The sequence below is a fragment of the Pseudomonas sp. HC1(2025) genome, assembly GCF_058742075.1.
This window is the reverse complement of sequence record NZ_CP196017.1, coordinates 1,351,335-1,374,983: the sequence shown is the minus strand read 5'-3', so window position 1 is coordinate 1,374,983 and position 23,649 is coordinate 1,351,335. Positions and strand designations below refer to the sequence as shown.

The window sequence follows — 23,649 nt, the reverse complement described above, 5'->3', positions numbered from 1 at the left end:
TTCTCTAGTGGGGTAAGCAAGCACAAACGCTTCCTTACCACCTCACTGCTGGAGAAACACCATGACCGCTACCACCCGCTCGCTGCCCGTCGCCGCCCTCGCCCTGGCCCTGGGTTCTGCCTTGAGCCTGAGCGCTCTGACCACTGTCGCCCATGCCGACGAGGCGAAAATGGAAAAATGCTTCGGCGTCGCCCTCAAAGGCAAGAACGATTGCGCTGCAGGCGCCGGCACCACCTGTGCGGGCACCTCCAAAACCGACTACCAGGCCAACGCCTGGAAGCTGGTTCCCGAGGGCACCTGCGTGAAGATGGAAAGCAAAACCTCGTCGACCGGTTTTGGTCAACTGGAAGCCTTCAAAGCCAAGTCCTGAACCATTCCCACGCCTGAGTATCGACGATGATTCTTTCATCCTTGCCTGACATCTCCCGGGCTCAGGCACCCGGTCTGCCCCGGCGGGCCGGGCTGGGGCTCAAGAGCGAGCATTTCCAGGAAGTGCTCGCCACCCGGCCCGACATTGGTTTTTTTGAAGTCCACGCCGAAAACTACATGGTGGCCGGTGGGCCTTTTCATCATTACCTGGGATTGATCCGCGAGCAGTACCCGCTGTCGCTGCACGGCGTCGGCCTGTCCATTGGAGGCGAAGGCCCGCTGAGCCAGGAGCACCTTGCACGCCTGGCAGCATTGGTGGCGCGCTATCAACCCCAATCCTTTTCCGAGCACCTGGCCTGGTCAAGCCACGGCCCGGTGTATCTCAACGACTTGCTGCCCCTGGCCTATGACGACGCCGCCCTTAAACGCGTGTGTGCGCACATTGACCAGGTACAAACCGTGCTCAAGCGGCGCATGTTGCTGGAGAACCCGTCGACCTACCTGCAGTTCCAGTGCTCCACCCTGGACGAAACAGACTTCATCAGCGAAGTCATCCGGCGCACCGGCTGCGGCTTGCTGCTGGACGTAAACAATGTGTATGTGTCCTGCGTCAATCATCAGCAGGATCCGTTGGCCTACCTCGATGCTTTGCCTTTGCACACCGTGGGTGAGATTCATCTGGCCGGCTTTGCCGAAGACGCCGACAGCTTGGGTGATCGCCTGCTGATTGACGAGCATGGCGCCCCCATCGACAACGCGGTGTGGCAGTTGTATCAGCAAGCCTTACAACGCATCGGACCGGTTGCGACGCTGATTGAGCGCGACAACGATGTGCCAGCCTTCAGTGTGTTGCACGCCGAAGCCCGGCAAGCCGACCAGCATCTACTGACTGCGGCGGTGCACCCATGAACAACCTGCAAAGCCAGTTTGCCCAGGCGCTGCTGGCGCCGTACCAACCATGCCCGGATGGTTTGTTCAGCAGCAATGGCGCCGATCCTGCCAGTCGTTTTGCGGTGTATCGCAACAACGTCCACAGCTCGTTGATCAACGCCCTGGCCGACAGTTATCCCGTGACCCTGCAACTGGTGGGCGATCGATTTTTCCGGGCCATGGCCGGGATGTATGTCCAGGCGTATCCGCCCACCAGCCCGCGGCTCAACGAGTACGGCAGTGACTTGGCCGACTTTATCCAGGGCTTCGCCCCTGCCGCCAGTGTCCCGTACCTGGCTGACGTCGCGCGGCTGGAGCGCTTGCGGATCAACGCCTATCACGCCGCCGACGCACCCGTCGCCGACTCGCAGGCCGTCATAAACCAGCTGCAACAGTTGCCTAGCCTGGGCAACGTGCGCCTGCAATTGCATCCATCCGTTACCACCCTGCAATCGAGCTACGCCGTGGTGGCGTTATGGGCCGCGCATCAAACCAGCGACACCGTCGCCAGACTCGACCCGTGGCACGGGCAATGCGCGCTGATCCTGCGCAATGGCCTGGAGGTCGAGGTGTTTTGCATCGACAGCGGCTGCGTGGCGTTTATCAACAGCCTGAACAACCAATGGCCCCTGGAAATGGCGATGGCGTACGCCCTCGACGCAGCCACTGAATTTGACCTGCACCAATGCCTGGGACTGCTGATCAGCCACCGCGCCATCACCCATATCAAGGTACAACCATGAACACTGCCGCCCCGAGCCTGATGTCCCGCGTCATTCAGGCCTTTGAAAAAATCCCCTACAGCCTGATCGCCCTTGTCGCACGTTTTTCCATTGCGGCGGTGTTCTGGAAGTCCGGCCAGACCAAGGTCGAGGGCTTGGCCATCGACCTGGTCGATGGCACCTTCGAACTGGGTATGCCACACCTGGCAAGCTCCACTGTGCCGTTGTTTCAAAGTGAATATCGGATACCGTTTGTGCCAGCTGAAGCAGCCGCGTACATGGCCACGTTCGCCGAGCACTTTTTTCCGGTCCTGATTCTGCTGGGGCTTGCCACGCGCCTTTCAGCCCTGGCGTTACTGGGCATGACCCTGGTGATCCAGCTGTTTGTCTACCCGGATGCCTACCCGACCCACGGCACCTGGATCGCGTTGCTACTGGTGCTGATAGCCAAGGGTCCAGGACGCGTGTCCATTGATCACTGGATCGCACGGCGCTGGCGTTAAAGCCGGTCCAACGCCTCGCCGTTGCGCTTGAACCAGCCCACCAGGTAATCGGCCAGCACTTGGGTACGGCGTGGCAGCCCGCCCTGATAGGGGTGGACTAGGTACATCGGCATACTGCGGGTCTGATAATCGCGCAGGATCCAGCGTAGTCGGCCGTCAGCCAATTCCATCTGCAACAGGTAGGACGGCAGCCGCGCGACACCCGCGCCAACCAGCGCGGCTTTTTTCAGCAGGTTGTAGTGGTTGGAGGCAAAGGTGCCATCCACCCGCACTCGCAACAATTCGTGTTGCTGGTGATACAGCCACTCCTCGCGACCGCTGTAGTGGCTGTTGAGCAAGCAACGGTGGCCAACCAGGTCAGCCGGCACCAGCGGTTCACCATTTTGCTCCAGGTACGCCGGGCTGGCGCAGGTCATCTCATGCCAGGCCAGTAGAGGCTTGGCGACCAGGCGCTCATCATTGGCAACCTCTGAGCGCACTGCCAGATCAAACCCATCCCTGGCCAGGTCGCGATAGCTATTGTTGAGGTCCAACTCGATCTGGACTTGTGGATACTGCCTGGAAAAATCCAACAGCAGGCCGTCAAAAAACGTTTCGCCCAAGGAGACCGGAACCGTCATACGCACGGGCCCGGCCAAATCATCCTTGAGCCGCGCCAATGCCTGTTGGGCACGCTCGACCTGGACCACCAGCCCCTGGGCCTGGGGCAACAATGCCGCACCCGCCGCCGTCAGGCTGAGGCGGCGGGTGGTGCGGTGCAGCAACACCACCGAGTATTGCGCCTCCAACTGGCTGATGCGTTTGGACAACTGCCCCTTGCTGCACCCCAGTTGCTGGGCGGCCAGGGTAAAACTGCCGGCCTCGATCAATACCGCAAACGCCGCCAGATCATCCATCTCGCTCATGGATTGTTTCCATTTGAAAACCAAAGGTTGCCTATTAGTGCGCTTATCCGCAGAAAAAACCACTCTAGACTCAAGGCTCACCTAAACCCCTTGAGGAACCACACCATGAAAATCCTGTTGATCGGCGCCAGCGGCACTGTCGGCTCGGCGGTCAAGGCTGAACTGTCCCAGCGCCATGAAGTGATCAGCATCGGGCGCAAGAGCGGCGACTTTCAGGTCGACATCAGCGACAGCGCCTCGATCCGCCGACTGTTTGTACAAACCGGCCAGTTCGATGCCTTGGTGTGCGCCGCCGGCAGCGTCAACTTCGTGCCCCTGGGGGATATGGAGGCCAGCCATTTCGACCTCGGCCTGCAAGACAAGCTGATGGGTCAGGTCAATCTGTTGCTGATCGGCCGCGAGTTTGCCAACGACGGTGCGTCGTTCACCTTCACCAGCGGCATCCTCAACCGCGACCCGATCCGCACCGGCGCCTCGGCGGCGCTGGTCAATGGTGCCATCGATGCCTTCGTCAAAGCGGCGGCGATTGAACTGCCACGGGGCCTGCGGATCAACTCGGTCAGCCCGACCGTGTTGGTGGAAGCCATGGGCAGCTATGCACCTTACTTCAGGGGTTTTAAGCCGGTTCCGGCGACGGAAGTGGCTTTGGCCTACGCCAAGAGTGTGGAAGGTTTACAGACCGGACAGACCTACATCGTCGGTTGATCACTTGAGCAGCGACGGCATCATCTCCAACAACTGGTTGCGGGGGATGGAGAACCTCAGGCCCGGACCGTAGAGCACACCATGGACCGTCGCCGTATTGAGCTGCCGGCCATTGAGGTACAGGGTCATCTGCTTATGCATGGCCGCCTGGGTCAGCGCTTTCGTGCGCTCCCTGGCTTCCGGCGTCAGCGTCACGTCGACCTCGATAAACTCGGGTTGGAGGGCGCCGGCTCTTTTCAGGGTCAAGGTCATATCGGTGAAGTCGGTCTGTGAGGTGTAGAACAGCTTGGCCGGCACCTCGGCCCAGGCCAGGGGTGCCACGCAGGCCAGGGCGAAAAGGGTCCATCGAATGTTCATATGAATGCGCCTTTCGAAAAACTTAAACTTGGCATAAGGCTTCCGTAACATCCACGGAAAAGGCTTAATTTCAGGCTCCGTTAAAATGCTGCAACCTAATCGCCCATCACCGGCTTGTGATGCAGCGCCAGCCTGCGTAACGTGGCGGCACTTATCAGGAGACCCGATAATGCTTGCCGCCCGTACCCTTGCTCTGTTTGCCCTGTTGCCCCTGCTCACCGCCTGCCAGTTGTTCGACCGCGATGCGGCCAAGCCGTCCATGACGGGCCTGACTCGCATGCAGGGCGAATTGACCGCAGTGGGCGACAAATTGCTGTTCCAGCCCTGCCATGATCAGCGCAACTATGTGGTCAACGACACCGGCGGCACCAGCATCCTCCAGGAAGCTGCGTCCCTGGCCGGCCAGCAAGGGGCCTTGTTTGCCGACCTGCGCGGCAAGTTCTCCGGAGTCGCCAGCGGCACCCAGGGCCAGGTGGACCTGCAGCAACTGTACCGCGTCGAACGTTCGACCTCGGCCTGCGACGACCCGGACTTCAAGCGCATGATCCTGCGCGCCAATGGCCACAAGCCGGCGTGGGCATTGAACGTCACCAATAAGGGCATGGTCTTGCAACGCGAGGGGCAGCCACCGTTGCCGGTGCCTTATGTCGAAGAACAACTGGGCGACGGCCGCTTCAACCTCACCACCGAAGCCAACGGCCAGCAGATTGAACTGTGGGTCGCGCCCCAACGCTGCATCGATAGCGTCAGTGGCAGCCTGCAGCATATGAGCGCCGAACTTCGGATCAACGGTCAGGTGCAGCGTGGCTGCGCGGCGTTTGGCGGCTCGCGGGACGACTGATTCAGCCCTGCGCTGTTTTAGCATGACGGGAAACCGCCGTTGGGGCTTATAATCGCCGGTTTGCAAAACCGCCGGCCCTACCAAACGCCGCATACCGGATCCTGTCATGCTACGAATCACCGAACTCAAGCTGCCCATCGACCATCCCGAAGAAGACCTGCGGCCTGCCATTGTGCAGCGCCTGGGCATCGCCAGTGATGATCTGCTCGATTTCACCCTGTTCAAACGCAGCTACGATGCGCGCAAGAAGTCGTCGGAGCTGTGTTTCATCTACACCGTCGACCTTGAGGTCAAGGGCGAGGCCGCCCTGCTGCTCAAGTTCGCTGACGACCGCAATATCAATGCCGCCCCCGATGTCAGCTACAAGGTCGTCGGCCAGGCACCGGCCGACCTGAGCGAGCGGCCGATTGTGGTCGGCTTCGGCCCTTGCGGGATCTTTGCCGGGTTGTTGCTGGCGCAAATGGGCTTCAAGCCGATCATCCTCGAGCGCGGCCGCGAAGTGCGCCAGCGCACCAAGGACACCTGGGGCCTGTGGCGCAAAAGCGTACTCAACCCCGAGTCCAACGTGCAGTTCGGCGAGGGCGGTGCCGGGACCTTTTCCGACGGCAAGCTCTACAGCCAGATCAAGGACCCGAAATTTCACGGGCGCAAGGTCCTGCACGAGTTCGTCAAAGCCGGCGCGCCAGACGAGATCCTCTACGTCAGCAAACCGCACATCGGTACCTTCCGCCTGACCGGCGTGGTGGAAAACATGCGCCAGCAGATCATCGCCCTGGGCGGTGAAGTGCGTTTTGAACAGCGGGTCACCGACGTGCTGATCGAAGATGGCCAGTTGAATGGCGTGGTGGTCGCGGGTGGCGAGCAGATCCTTTCCAAGCATGTGATCCTCGCCCTCGGCCACAGCGCCCGCGACACTTTCCGCATGCTCCACGGCCGTGGCGTGTACATGGAAGCCAAGCCGTTTTCGGTGGGTTTCCGTATCGAACATCCGCAGTCGCTGATCGACGCCGCACGCCTGGGCAAATATGCCGGGCACCCGAAACTGGGCGCGGCCGACTACAAGCTGGTGCACCACGCCAAGAACGGCCGCTCGGTGTACAGCTTCTGCATGTGCCCAGGCGGCACGGTGGTGGCAGCCACCTCCGAGCCGAATCGGGTCGTGACCAATGGCATGAGCCAGTATTCGCGTAACGAACGCAATGCCAACTCCGGGATCGTGGTGGGTATCACGCCGGAAGTGGACTACCCGGGCGGCCCGCTGGCCGGGATCGAGTTGCAGGAGCGCCTGGAGTCCCACGCGTTCATCCTCGGCGGCAGCAACTACGAAGCACCGGCGCAACTGGTGGGTGATTTCATCGCCGGCAAGCCGTCCACGGCTATTGGTAGCGTGGAACCTTCCTACAAGCCAGGCGTAGCCCTGGGCGACTTGGCCCTGGCCTTGCCAGACTTCGCCATCGAGGCCATCCGCGAAGCGTTGCCGGCCTTTGAGAAGCAGATCAAGGGTTACTCGTTGCATGACGCGGTATTGACCGGGATCGAGACCCGCACTTCATCGCCGCTGCGGATCACCCGCGACGCGTCGATGCAGAGCTTGAATGTCAAAGGCCTGTTCCCGGCCGGCGAAGGTGCTGGCTATGCCGGTGGGATCCTGTCGGCCGGCGTTGACGGGATTCGGATTGCCGAAGCCGTGGCGCGCAACATCCTCGGGATCGAAGCCTGAGCAAACGCCCTCCACTGTGGGAGCGGGCAAGCCCCGCTCCCACAGTGATCATCGTGCGCCAGACGGTTTAGATATTGGCGCGCAGGATACTGTCCGGCAACGGCTCGCCCCGCTCGACACCGGCGGCAACCGCGTCGATCAACTCTTCCAGTTCATACCCCTGCCCGACCAGCCACGCATCGTCGTAGTAGGTCGTGGCATAGCGCTCGCCACCATCACACAGAATCGCCACGATAGACCCGGACTCCCCTGCCGCCTGCATCTGCTGCGCGGCAACCAGCGCGCCGATCAGGTTGGTGCCGCTGGAACCCCCGACCCGCCGTCCCAAGCGTTGCGCCAGGTAATGCATGGCCGCCAGCGACAAGGCATCCGGCACCTTGACCATCGCATCAATCACCTTGGGCAGGAACGATGCCTCCACCCGTGGCCGGCCGATACCCTCGATCCGTGAACCGCAGTCCAGGCGCAAACTGGCGTCACCGCTCTGGTAATACTCGAAGAACACCGAACGCTCGGCATCGGCACACAAGACTCGGGTGCAATGCTGGCGATAACGCACATAGCGCCCCAGGGTCGCCGTGGTCCCGCCGGTACCCGGGCTGGAAATCAGCCAGCTCGGCTCTGGATGGCGCTCGAAGCGCAGTTGCTGGAAGATCGATTCGGCAATGTTGTTATTCGCCCGCCAGTCCGTCGCGCGTTCGGCATAGGTGAACTGATCCATGAAGTGCCCGCCACTTTCCTGCGCCAGGCGCTCGGATTCGGCGTAGATCTGCGTGGGATCCTGCACCAGGTGGCTCTTGCCACCGTAGAAGGCGATCTGCGCAATTTTCTCCTGGGACGTGGTGGCCGGCATCACCGCAATGAACGGCAGGCCCAGCAAACGCGCGAAGTACGCCTCGGAGATCGCCGTCGAGCCACTGGAGGCTTCGATCACTGGCGCGCCGGGCTTGAGCCAACCGTTGCACAGCGCATACAGGAACAGGGAGCGAGCCAGCCGGTGCTTGAGGCTGCCGGTGGGGTGGCTGGACTCATCCTTGAAATACAACTCGATCCCCGGCAAGCCCGGTAAAGGCAGCGGGATCAGGTGGGTGTCGGCGCTGCGCTGGAAGTCCGCCTCAATAATGCGGATGGCCTCTCGGGCCCACGGACGATGGTCGCTCATGCTCAAGTTCCATTAGGTTTTCAGGCTGAATGTTAGGGTCTTTCCTACACTGCACACAGATACAGTCATGACTCAATTCGACACACAATTGCTAGTCTTTGACGCAAGCCCTACCACGACGCTTTTATATAACAAAAAAGAATATAACTTTTGTTTTAACAACTAACAGTACGGGTTAGGGTACGCCCCTATTGAACTTTGATTGGAGAGCATCCCTTGCCTCTGCGTAGCACGTTTACCCGTTTCTTCCAGCTTGAAGCGGCCAGCGGCCTGTTACTGATCGCTGCAGCCGCCTTGGCGCTGATCATCAACAACTCGCCGCTGTCCCATCTCTACAACAGCTTTCTTGACGTGCCCGTCGCCGTACAAATCGGCGCCCTGCAAATCGCCAAGCCGTCGCTGCTATGGATCAACGACGGCCTGATGGCCCTGTTCTTCCTGCTGATCGGTCTCGAGGTCAAGCGCGAGTTGCTCGATGGCCACTTGTCCAAGCCTTCCCAGGTCGTGCTGCCAGGCGCTGCAGCCATCGGCGGCATGGTGGTGCCGGCGCTGATCTACTGGGCGCTGAATAAGGATAACCCGGCGGCGCTGGGCGGCTGGGCCATCCCGATGGCCACCGATATCGCCTTTGCCCTTGGCGTGTTGGCCCTGCTGGGCAAGCGTGTACCGGTGTCACTGAAGCTGTTCCTGATGACCCTGGCGATCATCGATGACCTGGGCGCCATCATCGTCATCGCGATTTTCTATTCCAGCGAACTGTCCACCGCGTCGCTGGCAGGGGCAGGTGCCTGCCTTGTCGCGCTGATAGCCATGAACCGCCTGGGCGTGGTCAAGCTCGGGCCGTACCTGATCATCGGCCTGATCCTGTGGGTCTGCGTGCTCAAGAGTGGGGTTCATGCCACCCTGGCTGGCGTCACCCTGGCGTTCTGCATTCCGCTGCGCACCAAGAACGCCGAACCCTCGCCCCTGCTGGGCCTGGAACACGCGCTGCACCCGTGGGTGGCCTACGGCATCCTGCCGCTGTTCGCGTTTGCCAACGCCGGCGTGTCGCTGGCCGGGGTCAACCTGGAGAGCTTTACCCACCATGTGCCAATGGGTATCGCCGCCGGCCTGCTGGTGGGCAAGACGGTCGGTGTGTTTGGGCTGACCTGGCTCGCGGTGAAAACCGGACTGGCTGCCCTGCCGACCGGCGCCAATTGGGGCCAGGTCATGGGCGTGGCCATCCTGTGCGGTATCGGCTTCACCATGAGCCTGTTTGTCGGCTCGCTGGCGTTCGTGCCGGGCAGTAGCGAATACGCCGGGATGGACCGGATGGGTATTCTCACCGGCTCGATCCTGGCGGCATTGATTGGTTATGCAGTGACGGCGATGGCCAGTCGCAAGCAGGCGGCTACCAGCGCTTAACGCGCTGGCACGCCCAACTTAGCACCCAATAAAAAACCCCGCCCGGTCACCCGGTCGGGGTTTTTCTTTGACCGCCGGCCCTTAACGGGTAACGCGGCTGGTACCGTCTACAGTCATGATGCGCACACGGTCGCCAATGCGGAAGATCTCGTTTTCCTGCACGGCCTGGACGTAGGCGCGCATGCTGCCGTCGTCTTCGCGCACGGTGATTTCGACGCCCTGGGTGCGGGTCAGGCCTTCTTCGGTGGCCGAGCCCAGCAGGCCGCCGGCCACGGCACCGATAACAGCCGTCACGATGCTGCCACGGCCGCCACCGATGGCGCTACCGCCAACACCGCCGATGACTGCGCCTGCTGCGCCGCCGATTGGGGTCTTGGTGCCTTCGATCTTGACCGGACGCAGGGATTCAATGGTGCCCATGCGCACGCTCTGCACACGACGTGCTTCGTCACGGGAGTACGAGTCGCCGGTCAGACTGGAGGCGCAGCCACCCAGCAGCAACGACATGGTGGTAAAGCAGGCAACCAGCAAAACAGACTTACGCATAGCATCAACTCCATAGGACATATCTTAATTAGACTCCGCTGCTTGACGCCTGTCACGGCAAGGCCCGGAGAAAATTGCTTTCATTCAGCCCCAGTACAGACAGGCTGTACCGCGAAAATCGACGAACGGTAGCAACCGCATCCAGACAAGGAGTTTCATGGACTACTTCATCATTGTAGCTACCACCGCCGCCGGCCTGTATTTCCACTGGTGGCTGTACCGGCGAATCAAGCGCTGGGTGGACCGCGACCTGGCGCTGTCCCTGGCTGGAGACGATCAGCACAAGCGCATCTTTATGCTGCAACAGTTGGACCGCGCCAAGGCTGAGAAGGTCAAGCGTAAGGATTTGCCGCAGTGGCTGCAGGACGCGGCCCGGCAATACACACCACAAGCCCCGGAGTAGAGACCTCGGCAAGAACACCAAGATCAAAGGTGAGAGCTGTCGAGCTCTGGCGAGGCTGCGATAGGGGGTGTATCAGACAACCTGAAGTGGGCAGCGCCGCCATCATCGCAGCCTTGCCCGGGCTCGGGTGCTTAAAGGGCCCTCAGGGCGCAAGTCGCTCGCGGGTCCAGTCGGCACCCTGCAAACGATAGTTCAAGCGATCATGCAAGCGGCTCGCCCGACCCTGCCAGAACTCGATGCGCTCGGGCAGCAGGCGATAACCACCCCAGTGTTGCGGACAATCCGGCTGGGTCTCGCTGAAACGCTGCTCGGTCAGCGTGAGCAAATCCTGCAATTGCTGGCGATCACGGATCACCTGGCTTTGCGGGGAAGCCCAGGCGCCGATGCGGCTACCCAGGGGACGCACCTGATAATAGGCGTCCGACTCCTCGGGCGTGACCTTGACCACCCTCCCCTCGATACGCACCTGGCGCTCCAGGGTCGGCCAGAAGAAGGTCATGGCAGCAAACGGGCGGGCTGCCAATTGCTGGCCCTTGGCACTCTGGTAGTTGGTGAAGAAGGTAAAGCCCTGGGCATCCAGCCCCTTGAGCAGCAAGACGCGGCAGTGAGGCCGGCCCTCCTGGTCCACGGTCGCCAGGGTCATGGCATTGGCCTCCACCGGTGGCTGCTCGGTCTTGACCGCATCGTTGAACCACTGGTGGAACAAGGCAAACGGCTCGTCCGGGGCCTGGGCCTCGCTCAAACCGTCCCGTGTGTAGTCACGGCGCATATCAGCCAGTGCCTGGGTCATGCGGCTTTATCCTTCTCGCTCAACTGCTCAGTTTTTTACCTGGTCGTTTGCCGCTACTTTTTTCGCTGGCGTTGCATCCTTGGCGGCAGCTGGCTTTTTGGCAGCCGGCTTGGCGGCGGCTTTCTTCGCGGCTGGCTTGGCGGCGGCCTTCTTGGCAGGTGCTTTCTTGGCGGCAACGGCTTTCTTGGCGACCGGTGCTGGGGCAACAACGTCCTGTACCGCAACCAGCTCAGGCTTCGGTGGGTTTGGCGAGTTGTACTTGCTCAGCAGTGCCAGCATGGTAGTGCGCTGGGTGAACATGATCTCCATGCGACGGTTCAAGGCACGGCCCTGGGTGCTGTCGTTGGCGGCGCGGGGCATCAGGTCACCCATGCCACGCAGCATCAGGCGGTCCTGCTTCAGGCCGCTGAGGCTGAAGATCGAGGCAATGGACTGTGCACGCTCCTTGGTCAGGGGCTGGTTCTGCACGGTATCGATGTGACCCAGGACGAGCACGGCAGTCTTCGGATCCTTTTCAACGGCCTTGGCGACACGGGTGAACGGGCCCAGGGTCACTGGCAACAACATTGCAGGGCGTTTCGGGTTGTACGAACCATCGACCGGGGCAATCACCACCAGCACGTTGTCGCGACGTTCCAGTTGCAGGTTGCTGTCCTTGATCGCGGCACGCAGGCGCGGCTCGTAGTCGTCCAGCCAGGCCTGGGTGATTTTCGGGTCGGGCATCGGGATGTTGGTCACATCGACTTTGCTCAGCGGTTTTGGCTTGCTTTCAAACGGCCACCACCATTTGGTATCGCTTTCAGTCTTGGCGACCACCGGGGCAGCAGCCGCGGCTGGCGTTGCCGCCTGCAGATCGGCCTTGAGGTCTGCCTTGGCATCAGCCGCCTTGGCATCGGCCTTGGCGGTAACATCCTTGGTCGCCGACTTGTCGAACCCGAATGACCACCAATGCTCGCCAGACGCATCATTTTGTGGAGTTTGTGCACAGCCAGTAATAGTGAGGCAGAGCGCCAGTGCCAAGGACTTGTTCGATAACATGAGATATCCACAAAATGAGAAAACACAGGGGTCTGGATGACCCGTTAAACAGACGCTTCACGAAGTTTAAAGTAACAATACTTTTCAAGCGCCTTTTGTAGGTGCCTTTTTAACAAAAAAACGCCAGACAGCAAGCTATTTACAGACAACCGGCCAATATTCTTACCAACTTTTGCGCGCGCGGGTCCATAAGTACATACGGCCCCAGAGTATTGGTCACGAAACCAAATGCTACATCATGTTCCGGATCAGCAAAGCCCACCGAGCCACCGGCCCCGGGATGCCCAAATGCACGTGGGCCAAGGCCGAAGGTCGCATTGGGCACATCTGGCTGGTCCAACATGCAGCCCAGGCCAAAACGGGTTTGCGTCAATAAGGTTTTATCCGGCCCGATACTGTGCTCGCGGGTCAGTTGTTCAAGCATCTCGGCTTCCAACAAACTTCCATCCAACAAACCACTATAAAACCCGGCCAAACTGCGCGCATTGCCATGCCCATTTGCCGCCGGCTGCTGCATACGACGCCACTCGGGTTTATTAGTGCTGGTTAGTATAGAGGGCGGATTGGTAAACGCCCGGGTAGTCATTGCCGCAGGTTCGCGCAGGGTGACCTGTAATAGCCTCTGGGCTGCCTCATCCCCCATGTTGCCTTTGCTCCGGGCAATGTGGGCGACGCGATAGAACTCTGCGTCGGCCAACCCGACATGGAAGTCCAGACCCAACGGGCGGGCAACCCGGGCCACAATCGACTCCCCCGGCCCACGCCCATCGGCGCGGCGCAGCAGTTCACCGACCAGCCAGCCATAGGTGATGGCGGCGTAGCCATGGCCCTCGCCGGGTGTCCACCAGGGAGCCTCGGCGGCCAGGGCAGCGGTCATCAAGGGCCAGTCATACAGGGCCTCGGCGGGCAATATTTCACGCAGCGCTGGCAGCCCGGCCTTGTGGCACAGCAGCTGGCGCAGGGTGATGTTTTCCTTGCCTGCCGCGGCGAACTCTGGCCAGTAGTTGGCAACCGGGGCGTCCAACTGCAATTTGCCTTCGGCAACCAGTTGCAGGGCGGTGACGGCGGTGAGGGTCTTGGTGCAGGAGAACAGGTTGGCAATAGTGTCGCTATGCCAGGCCTCGGCACCGTCCTTGTCGGCGGTGCCGGCCCACAGGTCGAGGACGGTTTCGCCGCCAATCTGCACACACAGCGCCGCACCACGCTCCTGAGGGTCGTCAAACAGTGCGCCGAAGGCTTCACGCACTGCTTCGAATTGAAGCTCGTAATGACCCTGAATCTGCACCTGCATCCCCCTCGGAAAAGACTTGCGTTAAATGGCGCCCATTGTTCCAGTCATTACGGGGTTTGGGAACCCGTTGCCGCGTGGGCGACCTTGGCTTTTTCGGCTTCCCGACCCAATTGCTGGATCGCCGCCAGATTGCTTTTACGCACACTGTCGACGAAGCCCTGGAACGGCACATCGGTGATTCCCACCAGGCCGAAATGGCCATTTTCACCGTCCAGCAAACGCCCGGTCACCGGCTGGTCAAGGTACTGGAACCAGTGCACACCGACAATCGACGGCTCGGCCATGGCCTGCTTGAGGAAGGTCGCATAGGCCGGGCCGCGCGCCTCTTCCCTGGCCAATGGCGTCAAGCCGCCCCAGAACGGGCCACGGTCGGCCGAGCCGACGTTGAACTCGCTGATCAGTACCGGCTTGTCCAGCGCGCGCAGGGCGGCGAAGTCATGACCGTCCTGGGGCTTGAGGGTGTACATGTTGAAGCTCAGCACATCGCAATACTGGGCGCAGGACGCCACGGCTTCCGGCGTGCTGACAGCATAGCGGCCACCCAGCAGCAACTGGTTGGGCGCGTGCCATTTCAGCGCATCGGAGATGGTCTTGAAGTAGGCGTCGGCGAAAGTCTTCTGGAAATACTGGAAATCAGCCTCGATTTCCGGATGCTCGGGGTTGGGAACCGGCGGCTCGAAGCCTGGATCTTCCATCAACTCCCATCCAGCCAGGTGAATGCCCCAGGCTTTGGACAGGCCGTCTTCGTTGCGATATTTATCGCGCAGTTGCTTGAGGAACGCACGCTTGGCCGGCACATCGGTAGTCATGCGCAGGGTGCCGTAGGCCAGGGCATAACGGGATTTTGCATCATTGCCAGGACCGGCCCACGCCAGTTCGTTATCGGCAAAGAAGCCGATCAACCAGGGATCGTCGCGATGGTCACGGGTGGCAATCGCCACGGCCCGCTCGGTGGCCATGGCAAAGCGCGGGTCGAAGGGATCGGGCATGCCTCCCCACCAGTCGATCCCGGTGCTGATACTGGTGTAGTCGCCAATGATCGACAGCGCCAAGGTGTAAGGCACGCGATCTGCGCCAACCAGCTGCGGGGCGCTCCAGTTGCCGACGGTATTGAAACCCCAGGCCTGCAGGCGGTCCAGGGTGTGGCCGACCCAGCGCGCCTGGTCGAAACCTTCGGAGCCATAAGTGCGTTGCAGATTGGCCCCGTAGAAATCGTACCAGCGCCCCACATTGAAGCCGCGCCCGACATCCGCGCCATTGCCGCCACGGTTATCGCCACTGCCATAATATTTGTCGAAAGGCTCACCCGCCTTGGGCAGTGCGCCAAACATCCACTCGCGCCCGGCGACATAGGTCTGGCTGTTGGCCGGGCTCACGGTGTTGACGCCCAGGGAGTAGAACGGATGCCCCAGCGGAGTCACCAGGTACCAGCGCCCGTCGCGCTTTTCGGTGCGAAAGAAACCGCTGGCGTCAAAGGCCGGGCCCTTGGTCCAGCCGCCAAACTTGTCCAAATCGGCCTTGTCACGCTCCGCGAGCCAGCCCCTGAGCAGTTGCTGCTCCTTGGCGGCCGCAGCCTTGAGTTGCTCGTCGCTGCTGACTTTTTCCGGCCAGCGCGCGCGGGTGGACTGCCCATAGGCATCCACCAGCTCACTGTAGGCGGCCTTGAGCACCGGTTCGCTGTCCTGCACGCCAAAGCGTTCCAGCAGGATGCTTTGCGGCGCGACCGGCTGGATCATCGATAGAGTGACCGAGACCACCTGGCTGCGGTCGATTTCCCCAGCACTGGCGGCCAGCATCACACGCTGCCCGTCCACGGTGATCGGCATCGGCGGCCCGGCCTTCATGCCCTGGCTCAAGGGCGAATTGGCTTGCAGCGGCACCAGCAGGGTTTGCGCAGGCCCCGCCGGCAAATCGATACGACTGACCAGGGTCTTGCCGTCGCTGCTCTGCACCTTGACATACAAGGTCAGCGCCCAGTCCATCGCACTCTGGATGCGCAGGCTCATGGCAGTCGATTGCGACCAGTCCCACACCCCGCTCTGCGGGCTGAGCACCAGGCTCGGCTGTGCCGCCGGGTTGAAGGTGATGCGGCGCAGCACCTCGCCTTCCGGGGTCTGTTCGGCGTTGTATTGCGGCAAGCTGGCGTCCTGGGTCGCCACCTTGACCACATCGGCCGGCCGGACAAAGTTGAACAGCGTCTGTTGCCCGGCCGGCGCGGCCAGCAATGGCGCGGCGAACAACAAAGCAAAAAGAGCAGGCAGCGTGCGGATCATACGAACAAGGTTCTCCCAATCGGCCGGTGAATGGCCTGATGACATACATGAGATAGACCACGAAGTGGGCGAATTCGCCCACTGTGGATTAAGAAATTTCGCGCCGGAAAGGCGGCAAGGCATTCAGGATAGCCTTGCCATAGCGCTGGGTGACCAGACGGCGGTCGAGCAAGGTGATGGTGCCCCGGTCCTCCTCGGTACGCAGCAAGCGGCCACAAGCCTGGACCAGCTTCAACGAGGCGTCCGGCACCGAGATTTCCATGAACGGATTGCCGCCCCGGGCTTCAATCCATTCGGCCAGCGCCGCCTCGACCGGATCGTCCGGCACCGAGAACGGGATCTTCGCGATCACCACGTGTTCACAGTAGGCGCCGGGCAAGTCGACACCTTCGGCAAAGCTCGCCAGGCCGAACAACACGCTGGAGTCCCCGCCATCGACCCGTGCCTTGTGCTTGTTGAGGGTTTCCTGTTTCGACAGGTTGCCCTGGATAAACACCTGCTTGCGCCAGTCGCGGTCGAGGCCGTCGAACACGTCCTGCATCTGCTTGCGTGACGAAAACAGCACCAGGGTGCCCTTGGAACCTTCCACCAGCGATGGCAGGTCACGAATGATTGCTGCGGTGTGCGCCGGCGCATCCCGTGGGTCGGCCTTGAGGTCCGGCACCCGCAGCACGCCGGCGTCGGCATGGTGGAACGGGCTGGGGACCACGGCGGTGACGGCTTTTTTCGGCAGGCCGGCGCGCATGCGGAACCGGTCGAAGGTGCCCAGGGCGGTCAGGGTGGCCGAAGTCACCAGGGCGCCGTAGGCCACGTTCCACAGGTTGCGTCGGAGCATTTCTGCGGCAAGGATCGGGCTGGCGTTGACCTCGATATCGAACAGCGCGCCGCTCTCCGACAGCGTCAGCCAGCGGGCCATGGGCGGGTTATCTTCCGGGTCTTCAACGGTGAAGGCGGTCCACAACTCCCAGTTGCCCTGGGCGCGGGACAGCAGGCTGCCAAACAACGGATACCACTCTTCGGCCTGGTTGCTGGCGATACCGATATTGACCTCGCCATCCATGCCTTCCTTGAGCAGGTCGGTCAGGCGCGTGAACAGATCGGTGAGGCGTGAGAAGCCCTTCTTCAGCTCCACGCCCATCTCGCGCATATGCTCGGGGATCAGCCCGCCGACAAAACGATGGCGCGGCCGTTCACGGCCTTCGACGTCTTCGCCAGGCTTGAAGTCCGCCACCTGCTCGCAGGCGCTGAACATGAACTGTTGCTGGGTCTTGATCTCCCGCGCCAACTCCGGCACCTGTTCGATCAGCTTGCCCAGGTCACCCGGCAACGGATGCTGGGCCAGCAGCTTGGTGAGGTTCTTGGCGGTGGTTTCCAGCCAGTCGGCAGTGGAACGCAGGCGCGTGTAGTGGGCAAAGTGGCCGATGGCCTTGTCCGGCAAGTGGTGGCCTTCGTCGAACACATACAGGGTGTCGCGCGGGTCCGGCAGCACAGCGCCGCCGCCCAGGGCCAGGTCGGCGAGGACCATGTCGTGGTTGGTGACGATCACGTCGACCTTGCCCATGCCTTCCCGGGCCTTGTAGAAGGCGCACTGGCCGAAGTTGGGGCAATGACGGTTGGTGCACTGGCTGTGATCGGTGGTCAGGCGCGCCCAGTCGGCGTCTTCCAGGGCATTGGGCCAGCTGTCGCGGTCACCATCCCACTTATTACCGGCCAGCTTTTCGATCATGCTGGTAAACAGCTTCTGGCTGGCCTCATCGACTTCGATCTTGAAGCCTTCTTCTTCGAACAGCGAGGCCGTGGCGGTTTGCGCGTGGCCTTCCTGCAACAGCACATCCAGCTTGGACAGGCACATATAGCGGCCACGCCCCTTGGCCAGGGCAAAGGTGAAGCTCAGGCCGCTGTTGCGCATCAGGTCCGGCAGGTCTTTGTAGACGATCTGCTCTTGCAGGGCCACGGTGGCGGTGGCAATCACCAGGCGCTTGCCAGCGGCCTTGGCAGTCGGAATCGCCGCCAGGCTGTAGGCCACGGTCTTGCCAGTACCGGTGCCGGCCTCGACGGCCACGACCGCAGGGTCGCCACTGCGCCGGCCTTCATCGTCGGTGTCGATATCCCCGAGGACCTTGGCCACTTCGGCGATCATCAGGCGCTGGCCGTAGCGCGGTTTCAAGCTCTTGGCTTCGAGAAAACGCGAGTAGGCGCCCTGGATCGTGGTTTTGAGTTCAGTGCTGATCATGGATAGTCGGGCGCAAAAAACGCTGGATAAATTTTCAGTGGTTCGGATCGGCCGCTATCATACCCCGCTAATTAATCCCGCGCAGAACGGAGTACCTCAATGACCGTGTTTAGCCTTGCCTACACCCTGCATGTATTGGCCGCCCTGGTCTGGGTCGGTGGTATGTTTTTCGCCTGGATGATCCTGCGCCCAGCCGCTGTGGCGGCGCTTGAGGGGCCGGCGCGACTTAAACTGTGGATGAATGTGTTTCCGCGTTTTTTCGTGTGGGTTTGGGTCGCGGTGCTGATCTTGCCGATCAGTGGCGTTGGATTGTTGCAGTTGCGCTTCAACGGGTTTGAAACCGCACCGCGTTATGTACAGGTGATGATGGGCCTGTATGTGGTGATGACGGCGCTGTTTATCCGCATCCAGGCGTTACAACTGCCTGAACTGCGCACGGCCGTGGCGGCCGAGGACTGGGCGACTGGCGCGCAGGTGCTGGGAAGAATCCGAAAGTTGGTTGGGATCAATCTGATTGTTGGGTTGGTAGTGGTGGGTGTGGCTTCGGCCCGGCCGATGTTCTGAGGGTGTTCCTCAGTGCCTCATCGCGGGCAAGCCCGCTCCCACACTTTGATTTGTGAATACCTTAAAAAGGTGGGAGTGGGCTTGCCCGCGATAGGGCCGGTGCCAATCGCTCAAAGCCGCTGGATGCTCACTGAACCGGCAGGCCCCGCCGGCCCAGCCTGGCCTTCCAACCCCGGCCGGCCTTTCTCGCCGCCGTCGGCGCGATACACCAGGCAGCCCTTGGACACCCCGCCCTTGCCCGGCTTGCCGGCCACACCTGGCAAGCCGCCTGCACCGCCATCGACCCAGACCTTGATCTGCTCGCTCGGATAGTCCAGCGGCAATTCAATACGCACCGCCGCGCCTGCGGCCCCCGGCAGGCCGTCACCGCCGTTGTCACCATTGGCGCCACGCCCGGCCGAGCCCCAGGTGCACCCCGGGTCTTCACCGTTGGCGCCATCCAAGCCGCTATAACCTTGGGCGCCGGTGCCGCCACGGGCATCGACGGACAGTTCCGCCGCGCTCAACTGGTTGATCCGCAAGGTCAGGTCACGCCCAGGCCGGGCCGGTTTTTCATGGGTGCCGGGCGCGCCACGGGAGGTGATCTGGCTGCCATGTTCCAACTGCGCATGCTGCACCTGCAATTGCAAGGCCCTGGCGCTGGGCACGATGGCGATCCGCGCTTCGCGGCCCAGGTGCAATTCGTCGACAGTGACCTGGGTGATATTGGCCGGAATCAGCAAAGTGCCATAGTCGGCCACTTCCAGGCGCACCAGCTGCAGCACGCTGGTGCTGTTGGGCAAGCGCAGCAACGAGTTGGTCTCGACACTGACGCTTTCGGCCAGGGCGATGGGGCTGACCAATAGGGCCAGGAGTAAAACCTTACGCATGATTGGCATCCTTGTTGTCGTGGTCAGCCGCAGGCGCAGGCAGGCTCTTTATATGGAACATCCCCAGCAACAGGATCAGCAGGCGGTCACGCCAGGGGTGGGCACGATGTTTGACGCTGGCGTTGAACAACACCAACTCCAGAAGATGGACCAGCAACAACAGGCTGCCGACCAGGTTGACCAACAGATGAAATGGATTGGTCAGCGGTTTGAACAGATTGACCAGCACAACCGCCCAGAACAGCAACGCCAGCAACTTCCCCACTCGCAACAACAGCTTCATGCCCTACGCCCCCTGCACATTATTCTTTGGGCGCACAGTAACGAGTTCTACAGGCGATTTGCCAGTGAAGGATTAAAAAACTTGAGAAGGCGGCGACTTGGCGGCCAGATCGCCGAGATTCATCGGACACAGCCGTAAGAAATGCCCCTGGCAACACCCAGGGGCATTTCAGAAATGTCTTAGCGGTTGATTTGAATTTCCACGCGGCGATTCAGGGTACGACCGTCGGCGGTTTTGTTGTCGGCCACTGGATGGGTTTCACCGGCGCCCGTCACCGACACAAAGTTGCTACGGGGCACACCGGCGCCGACCAGGTAATCAGTGACCGAATGCGCGCGTTTTTCCGAGAGCCTTTGGTTATAGGCATCTTTGCCGACGCTGTCGGTATGCCCGCTAACCCGCAGTTGGGCGCTTGGCGCTTCCTGTTTCAGGCGTGTGGCGATGGTATCGAGCTTGGTTTTATCGGCAGCCGTCAGCCGGGCCGAGTCAAATTCGAAGTGCACATCACGAATCACGATGGTCTCTTCCTTGACCACCACCACTTCTTCGACGACGACCGCCTCAGGTACTGGCGGGCAGCCATTGGCATCGACCTGTACGCCCTTGGGGGTGCCCGGGCACTGGTCGCGGCTGTCGGGCACGCCGTCGCCGTCTTCGTCAGCGTCGCCATGCACCCAGCAATAGGCGCCGGCCATGCCGCCGATCAACAACGCCCCACCGCCGGCCCATGAAGAGCTTTCAGTAGCGCCCAGTGCAGCACCCGTCACGCCGCCGAGGGCAGCACAGGTGGGCCAGTCGGTTTTTTGCAAGCCTGCGCAACCTGTCAATACTCCGGTTAGCAGAACCAAAGGTAGAGCTGTCCGCATGATGCTCATTTGATTTCTCCTGAGGGGATCGGCCGCAAGCCGATGGGTGGAGTAAAGACCGCGTTTTTCATCTGCGCCAGGCCGCCAACCCCCGTATTCATTGGCCGAAGTGGCGTCTGGCGAGCAACAGGCCAGCGTGCGCTCTAGGCCCGCACGCTCAAGCAGGCTAGTCTTCACGGTTCTGATGTGAGGATCTTCGATGACCGCCGGCAATTCTTCCCGTACGCCGCAGCAAGCACTCGCTGCCCTGCTTGATCGCCAAGCCCCCAAACGCCTGCTGGTATTGGGCGCCGACCACTTCCCTGCGCTGGATGCATTCAAGCAGGCCCACCCAGACACCGTGGTCTGCACCGCAGGGCCTGGACCATTGCCACCCGAGTTGGCCGCCCAGCGATTTGACCTGGCCCTGGTGGTCGACTGCCTGGAGCACCTGTCAAAACGTGCAGGGTTGGAGCTGCTGGGCGGCGTGCGCAACCTCAACGCCAGCCGCATCGCCGTCCTCGCCGACCTGGAGGCCTGCAGCTGGAAGGACACTGATTTTTTCTCCCTCGCCTTGCAGACCAGCGAGCATTTTTGCCGCGACAATCAGGTACTGACGCTGTTTACCTACGATCTGCTTGAATACAAACAAGTGCCGGACTGGCTGAACGCCCGGTTCTGGGCCAACCCGGAAAACTTCGGAAAGTATTGGTGGTAACCATGAGTACATCCATTTGCCCTTGCGGCAGCGGCAACTTGCTGGATGCCTGCTGCGGCCATTACCACACTGGCCACCCCGCGCCCTGCGCCACCGCGTTGATGCGCTCACGCTACAGCGCCTATGTGCTGGGGCTGGTGGATTATCTGGTGGCGACTACGCTACCGGCACAACAGAACGGCCTCGACCGTGATGCCATTGGGGCCTGGAGCGCGCAAAGCACCTGGCTGGGTCTGGAGGTGGAAAGTTCCGAGGTGTTTGGGGGGCAGCCGGAACATGCCTTCGTTACCTTTACCGCGCGCTGGCATGACAGCACCGGCGAACACAGCCACCGGGAACAGTCGTCTTTCGTACAGAACGACGGGCGCTGGTACTTTATTGATCCTACGGTGGAGGTGAAGGCCGGGCGTAATGATGCCTGCCTGTGCGGCAGTGGGCAGAAGTTCAAGAAGTGCTGTTCCAGTTACCTGTAAAAACCACGGACACCGCGCTAAATCACACAACTCTCGTCATCGTTGACGACCATCGCCGGCAAGCCGGCTCCTACAAGGGATTGAGCCATGGTCAGCCGATTACGAACCTATAGCTGTTTACTGATACTGACCGTTGGCCTCTCGGGCTGCGCGTCCTGGTTCGCCGATGACACACCGGCACCACAAATCCACCTGGTCAAGGTCGAGTTGGTGCGCGCCAAGCTGCTGGAGCAGAAGTTCAAGCTGCACTTTCGCGTGGATAACCGTGACGACTCGGACCTCACCGTGCGCGGGCTGATCTACAAGATCAGCCTGGCTGACGTGGAGCTGACCGAGGGCGAATCCAACGAGTGGCTGACCATACCGCCCCATGGCCGGGGATTTTTCAAGGTCACGGTGCGCACCAACCTGTGGCCGCAGGTGCGGGAAATCGCCGACCTGTTGAAAAACCCGGACCGCCCAATCCCCTATCGCCTGGAAGGTGAGCTGAAAACCGGATTATTCATCGGTAACGACGTGCACGTGATGCGCAATGACGAGATAATCCCCGGCGATTTTATTCCGGAGCGACACCAATGACTCAGCAACCCCATGTCCATGGTCCCGACTGCAACCACGATCACGATCACCACGATCACGACCATGGCCATGTCCACGGCCCGAACTGCGGCCATGCCCATCAGGAACCGGTGCGCAACGCCCTGAAGGACGTTGGCCGCAACGATCCATGCCCATGCGGCAGCGAGAAGAAGTTCAAGAAGTGCCACGGCGCCTGATACGCGTCCCGCAGGAGCCGGCAAGCCGGCTCCTACAGTTCTATCGATAGACGCAAATATTTCATTGAATTTTCCCTAGTCGACCATTACCTATACCTACAGGCACATCAGCGGGCGTCCTGTCCGTTCAAGCATCACCAATCCTGGAGAGCTTCATGATCGACCTGTATTACTGGACCACCCCCAACGGTCACAAGATTTCGTTGTTCCTGGAAGAAGCCGGCCTGCCCTACGAGGTGCACCCGATCAACATCGGCCAGGGCGACCAGTTCAAGCCAGATTTCCTGAAGATAGCTCCCAACAACCGTATTCCCGCCACTGTCGACCGGCAACCGAGCGACGGGGGCGCACCGATTTCCCTGTTTGAATCCGGCGCCATCTTGCTGTACCTCGCGGAAAAAACCGGCCAGTTCCTGCCCAAGGACCTGCGCGGTCGCCAGGAAGCGTTGCAATGGCTGTTCTGGCAAATGGGCGGCCTGGGCCCGATGGCGGGGCAGAACCACCATTTCAGCCAGTTCGCCCCGGAAAAGATCCCTTACGCCATCAAACGCTACGTGGATGAGACCGCACGCCTCTATGGCGTGCTGGACCGGCGCCTGGCCGACCGCAGTTTCGTCGCTGGCGAGGCCTACAGCATTGCCGATATGGCGATCTACCCGTGGATCGTGTCCCACAAATGGCAGAGCCAACGCCTGGAAGACTTCCCCCATCTGCACCGCTGGTTCAACCTGATCAAGGAACGTCCGGCGACGGTGCGGGCCTACGACCTGGTGCAGAAGGTCAACCCGCCGAAATCCTGATCATGCCCTGTAGGAACTGGCTAGCCGGCGAAGATCGTCAACGAAAACGCCGGGGGCTTGGATAAGCGTGGCGCCTGGTAGTTTTTCGCCGGCAAGCCGGCTCCTACAAGGGTTTGTGAGTGTTTGAAA

General features: G+C 61.2%; 26 protein-coding genes and 1 pseudogene. 15 read left to right on the top strand and 12 right to left on the bottom strand.

Annotated elements, in window-relative coordinates:
• Positions 1-61: 61 nt before the first annotated feature.
• Genes ACSSVH_RS06045 through ACSSVH_RS06030 form a run of 4 tightly spaced genes read left to right on the top strand, consistent with a single transcriptional unit; the run spans position 62 to position 2,524 of the window.
• Positions 62-370, top strand: coding sequence for a BufA1 family periplasmic bufferin-type metallophore (locus ACSSVH_RS06045; protein WP_170042904.1), 309 nt, complete (start codon positions 62-64; stop codon positions 368-370).
• A 26-nt stretch (positions 371-396) separates the two neighbouring features.
• The gene (gene bufB, locus ACSSVH_RS06040; RefSeq protein WP_492634225.1) at positions 397-1,278 is read left to right on the top strand and encodes an MNIO family bufferin maturase; all 882 of its coding nucleotides are present in this window, start codon (positions 397-399) and stop codon (positions 1,276-1,278) included.
• A complete protein-coding gene (locus ACSSVH_RS06035; RefSeq protein ID WP_492634224.1) occupies positions 1,275-2,042 on the top strand; it encodes an HvfC/BufC family peptide modification chaperone in 768 nt (255 codons plus the stop codon). Before bufB ends, ACSSVH_RS06035 begins: the two co-directional genes overlap by 4 nt.
• On the top strand, positions 2,039-2,524 hold the full coding sequence (locus ACSSVH_RS06030; protein WP_492634223.1) for a DoxX family protein: 486 nt from the start codon (positions 2,039-2,041) through the stop codon (positions 2,522-2,524). Before ACSSVH_RS06035 ends, ACSSVH_RS06030 begins: the two co-directional genes overlap by 4 nt.
• On the opposite strand, the gene ACSSVH_RS06025 is transcribed toward ACSSVH_RS06030, so the two are convergent.
• A complete protein-coding gene (locus tag ACSSVH_RS06025; protein WP_492634222.1) occupies positions 2,521-3,429 on the bottom strand; it encodes a LysR family transcriptional regulator in 909 nt (302 codons plus the stop codon). The two genes, ACSSVH_RS06030 and ACSSVH_RS06025, sit on opposite strands and share 4 nt — an antisense overlap.
• Before the next feature lie 105 nt (positions 3,430-3,534).
• On the opposite strand from ACSSVH_RS06025, the gene ACSSVH_RS06020 reads away from it, so the two are divergent.
• Positions 3,535-4,134 carry a short chain dehydrogenase gene (locus ACSSVH_RS06020; RefSeq protein ID WP_169955495.1) on the top strand — a complete coding sequence of 200 codons (600 nt, stop codon included), beginning with the start codon at positions 3,535-3,537 and terminating at the stop codon, positions 4,132-4,134.
• On the opposite strand, the gene ACSSVH_RS06015 is transcribed toward ACSSVH_RS06020, so the two are convergent.
• Entirely contained in the window at positions 4,135-4,491 is a 357-nt protein-coding gene (locus ACSSVH_RS06015; RefSeq protein ID WP_492634221.1) for a hypothetical protein, read from the bottom strand.
• A 169-nt stretch (positions 4,492-4,660) separates the two neighbouring features.
• Here ACSSVH_RS06015 and ACSSVH_RS06010 point away from each other — a divergent pair, with 169 nt between their 5' ends.
• Together ACSSVH_RS06010 and ACSSVH_RS06005 are read left to right on the top strand one after the other, a co-directional pair.
• Positions 4,661-5,332, top strand: a complete 672-nt coding sequence (locus tag ACSSVH_RS06010) for a COG3650 family protein (RefSeq protein ID WP_169955493.1) — start codon at positions 4,661-4,663, stop codon at positions 5,330-5,332.
• Between the two features lie 106 nt (positions 5,333-5,438).
• Positions 5,439-7,052 carry an NAD(P)/FAD-dependent oxidoreductase gene (locus ACSSVH_RS06005; RefSeq protein WP_169955492.1) on the top strand — a complete coding sequence of 538 codons (1,614 nt, stop codon included), beginning with the start codon at positions 5,439-5,441 and terminating at the stop codon, positions 7,050-7,052.
• Positions 7,053-7,119: 67 nt separating this feature from the next.
• Here the strand turns inward: ACSSVH_RS06005 and ACSSVH_RS06000 are convergent, their stop codons facing one another.
• Positions 7,120-8,214 (bottom strand): PLP-dependent cysteine synthase family protein, encoded by a 1,095-nt coding sequence (locus tag ACSSVH_RS06000; protein WP_492634220.1) that lies wholly within the window; start codon positions 8,212-8,214, stop codon positions 7,120-7,122.
• A gap of 216 nt (positions 8,215-8,430) precedes the next feature.
• Between ACSSVH_RS06000 and nhaA the strand changes: the two genes are divergently transcribed.
• The gene (gene nhaA, locus ACSSVH_RS05995) at positions 8,431-9,618 is read left to right on the top strand and encodes a Na+/H+ antiporter NhaA (protein ID WP_169955490.1); all 1,188 of its coding nucleotides are present in this window, start codon (positions 8,431-8,433) and stop codon (positions 9,616-9,618) included.
• A gap of 81 nt (positions 9,619-9,699) precedes the next feature.
• Here nhaA and ACSSVH_RS05990 read toward each other — a convergent pair whose 3' ends face one another.
• On the bottom strand, positions 9,700-10,164 hold the full coding sequence (locus tag ACSSVH_RS05990) for an outer membrane lipoprotein (RefSeq protein ID WP_029297142.1): 465 nt from the start codon (positions 10,162-10,164) through the stop codon (positions 9,700-9,702).
• 157 nt (positions 10,165-10,321) lie between these two features.
• On the opposite strand from ACSSVH_RS05990, the gene ACSSVH_RS05985 reads away from it, so the two are divergent.
• Positions 10,322-10,567: a hypothetical protein gene (locus ACSSVH_RS05985; protein ID WP_169955489.1), complete on the top strand. Its 246-nt coding sequence runs from the start codon at positions 10,322-10,324 to the stop codon at positions 10,565-10,567.
• 142 nt (positions 10,568-10,709) lie between these two features.
• Here the strand turns inward: ACSSVH_RS05985 and pdxH are convergent, their stop codons facing one another.
• The 5 genes and pseudogenes from pdxH to dinG form a co-directional block, all read right to left on the bottom strand.
• Complete coding sequence (gene pdxH, locus ACSSVH_RS05980; RefSeq protein ID WP_169955488.1) at positions 10,710-11,357, bottom strand: pyridoxamine 5'-phosphate oxidase; 648 nt, start codon at positions 11,355-11,357, stop codon at positions 10,710-10,712.
• A gap of 27 nt (positions 11,358-11,384) precedes the next feature.
• Positions 11,385-12,395 (bottom strand): OmpA family protein, encoded by a 1,011-nt coding sequence (locus ACSSVH_RS05975; RefSeq protein ID WP_170042909.1) that lies wholly within the window; start codon positions 12,393-12,395, stop codon positions 11,385-11,387.
• 139 nt (positions 12,396-12,534) lie between these two features.
• On the bottom strand, positions 12,535-13,680 hold the full coding sequence (locus tag ACSSVH_RS05970; protein WP_170058344.1) for a serine hydrolase: 1,146 nt from the start codon (positions 13,678-13,680) through the stop codon (positions 12,535-12,537).
• 65 nt (positions 13,681-13,745) lie between these two features.
• Positions 13,746-15,959, bottom strand: a pseudogene (locus ACSSVH_RS05965) (beta-galactosidase); the annotation flags it as partial.
• Between the two features lie 88 nt (positions 15,960-16,047).
• Complete coding sequence (gene dinG / locus ACSSVH_RS05960; RefSeq protein ID WP_032858113.1) at positions 16,048-18,192, bottom strand: ATP-dependent DNA helicase DinG; 2,145 nt, start codon at positions 18,190-18,192, stop codon at positions 16,048-16,050.
• 99 nt (positions 18,193-18,291) lie between these two features.
• Here dinG and ACSSVH_RS05955 point away from each other — a divergent pair, with 99 nt between their 5' ends.
• A complete protein-coding gene (locus tag ACSSVH_RS05955; RefSeq protein ID WP_169955483.1) occupies positions 18,292-18,756 on the top strand; it encodes a CopD family protein in 465 nt (154 codons plus the stop codon).
• A 110-nt stretch (positions 18,757-18,866) separates the two neighbouring features.
• Here ACSSVH_RS05955 and ACSSVH_RS05950 read toward each other — a convergent pair whose 3' ends face one another.
• From ACSSVH_RS05950 to ACSSVH_RS05940, 3 genes are all read right to left on the bottom strand, one after another.
• Entirely contained in the window at positions 18,867-19,625 is a 759-nt protein-coding gene (locus ACSSVH_RS05950; RefSeq protein WP_492634219.1) for a collagen-like protein, read from the bottom strand.
• Positions 19,618-19,908 (bottom strand): DUF1145 domain-containing protein, encoded by a 291-nt coding sequence (locus tag ACSSVH_RS05945; RefSeq protein WP_432755152.1) that lies wholly within the window; start codon positions 19,906-19,908, stop codon positions 19,618-19,620. Before ACSSVH_RS05945 ends, ACSSVH_RS05950 begins: the two co-directional genes overlap by 8 nt.
• A 179-nt stretch (positions 19,909-20,087) precedes the next feature.
• Entirely contained in the window at positions 20,088-20,783 is a 696-nt protein-coding gene (locus ACSSVH_RS05940; protein WP_492634218.1) for a PA1041 family peptidoglycan-binding anchor lipoprotein, read from the bottom strand.
• A gap of 190 nt (positions 20,784-20,973) precedes the next feature.
• On the opposite strand from ACSSVH_RS05940, the gene ACSSVH_RS05935 reads away from it, so the two are divergent.
• From ACSSVH_RS05935 to ACSSVH_RS05915, 5 genes are all read left to right on the top strand, one after another.
• The gene (locus ACSSVH_RS05935; RefSeq protein WP_492634217.1) at positions 20,974-21,471 is read left to right on the top strand and encodes a DUF6231 family protein; all 498 of its coding nucleotides are present in this window, start codon (positions 20,974-20,976) and stop codon (positions 21,469-21,471) included.
• A gap of 2 nt (positions 21,472-21,473) precedes the next feature.
• Positions 21,474-21,944, top strand: coding sequence for a YchJ family protein (locus tag ACSSVH_RS05930; RefSeq protein ID WP_057439866.1), 471 nt, complete (start codon positions 21,474-21,476; stop codon positions 21,942-21,944).
• An 87-nt stretch (positions 21,945-22,031) separates the two neighbouring features.
• On the top strand, positions 22,032-22,523 hold the full coding sequence (locus tag ACSSVH_RS05925; RefSeq protein WP_492634216.1) for an LEA/WHy family protein: 492 nt from the start codon (positions 22,032-22,034) through the stop codon (positions 22,521-22,523).
• Positions 22,520-22,720: an SEC-C metal-binding domain-containing protein gene (locus ACSSVH_RS05920; RefSeq protein ID WP_003189235.1), complete on the top strand. Its 201-nt coding sequence runs from the start codon at positions 22,520-22,522 to the stop codon at positions 22,718-22,720. The genes ACSSVH_RS05925 and ACSSVH_RS05920 overlap by 4 nt, the downstream gene beginning before the upstream one ends.
• Positions 22,721-22,875: 155 nt before the next feature.
• Entirely contained in the window at positions 22,876-23,520 is a 645-nt protein-coding gene (locus tag ACSSVH_RS05915) for a glutathione binding-like protein (RefSeq protein WP_492634215.1), read from the top strand.
• Positions 23,521-23,649 lie beyond the last annotated feature (129 nt).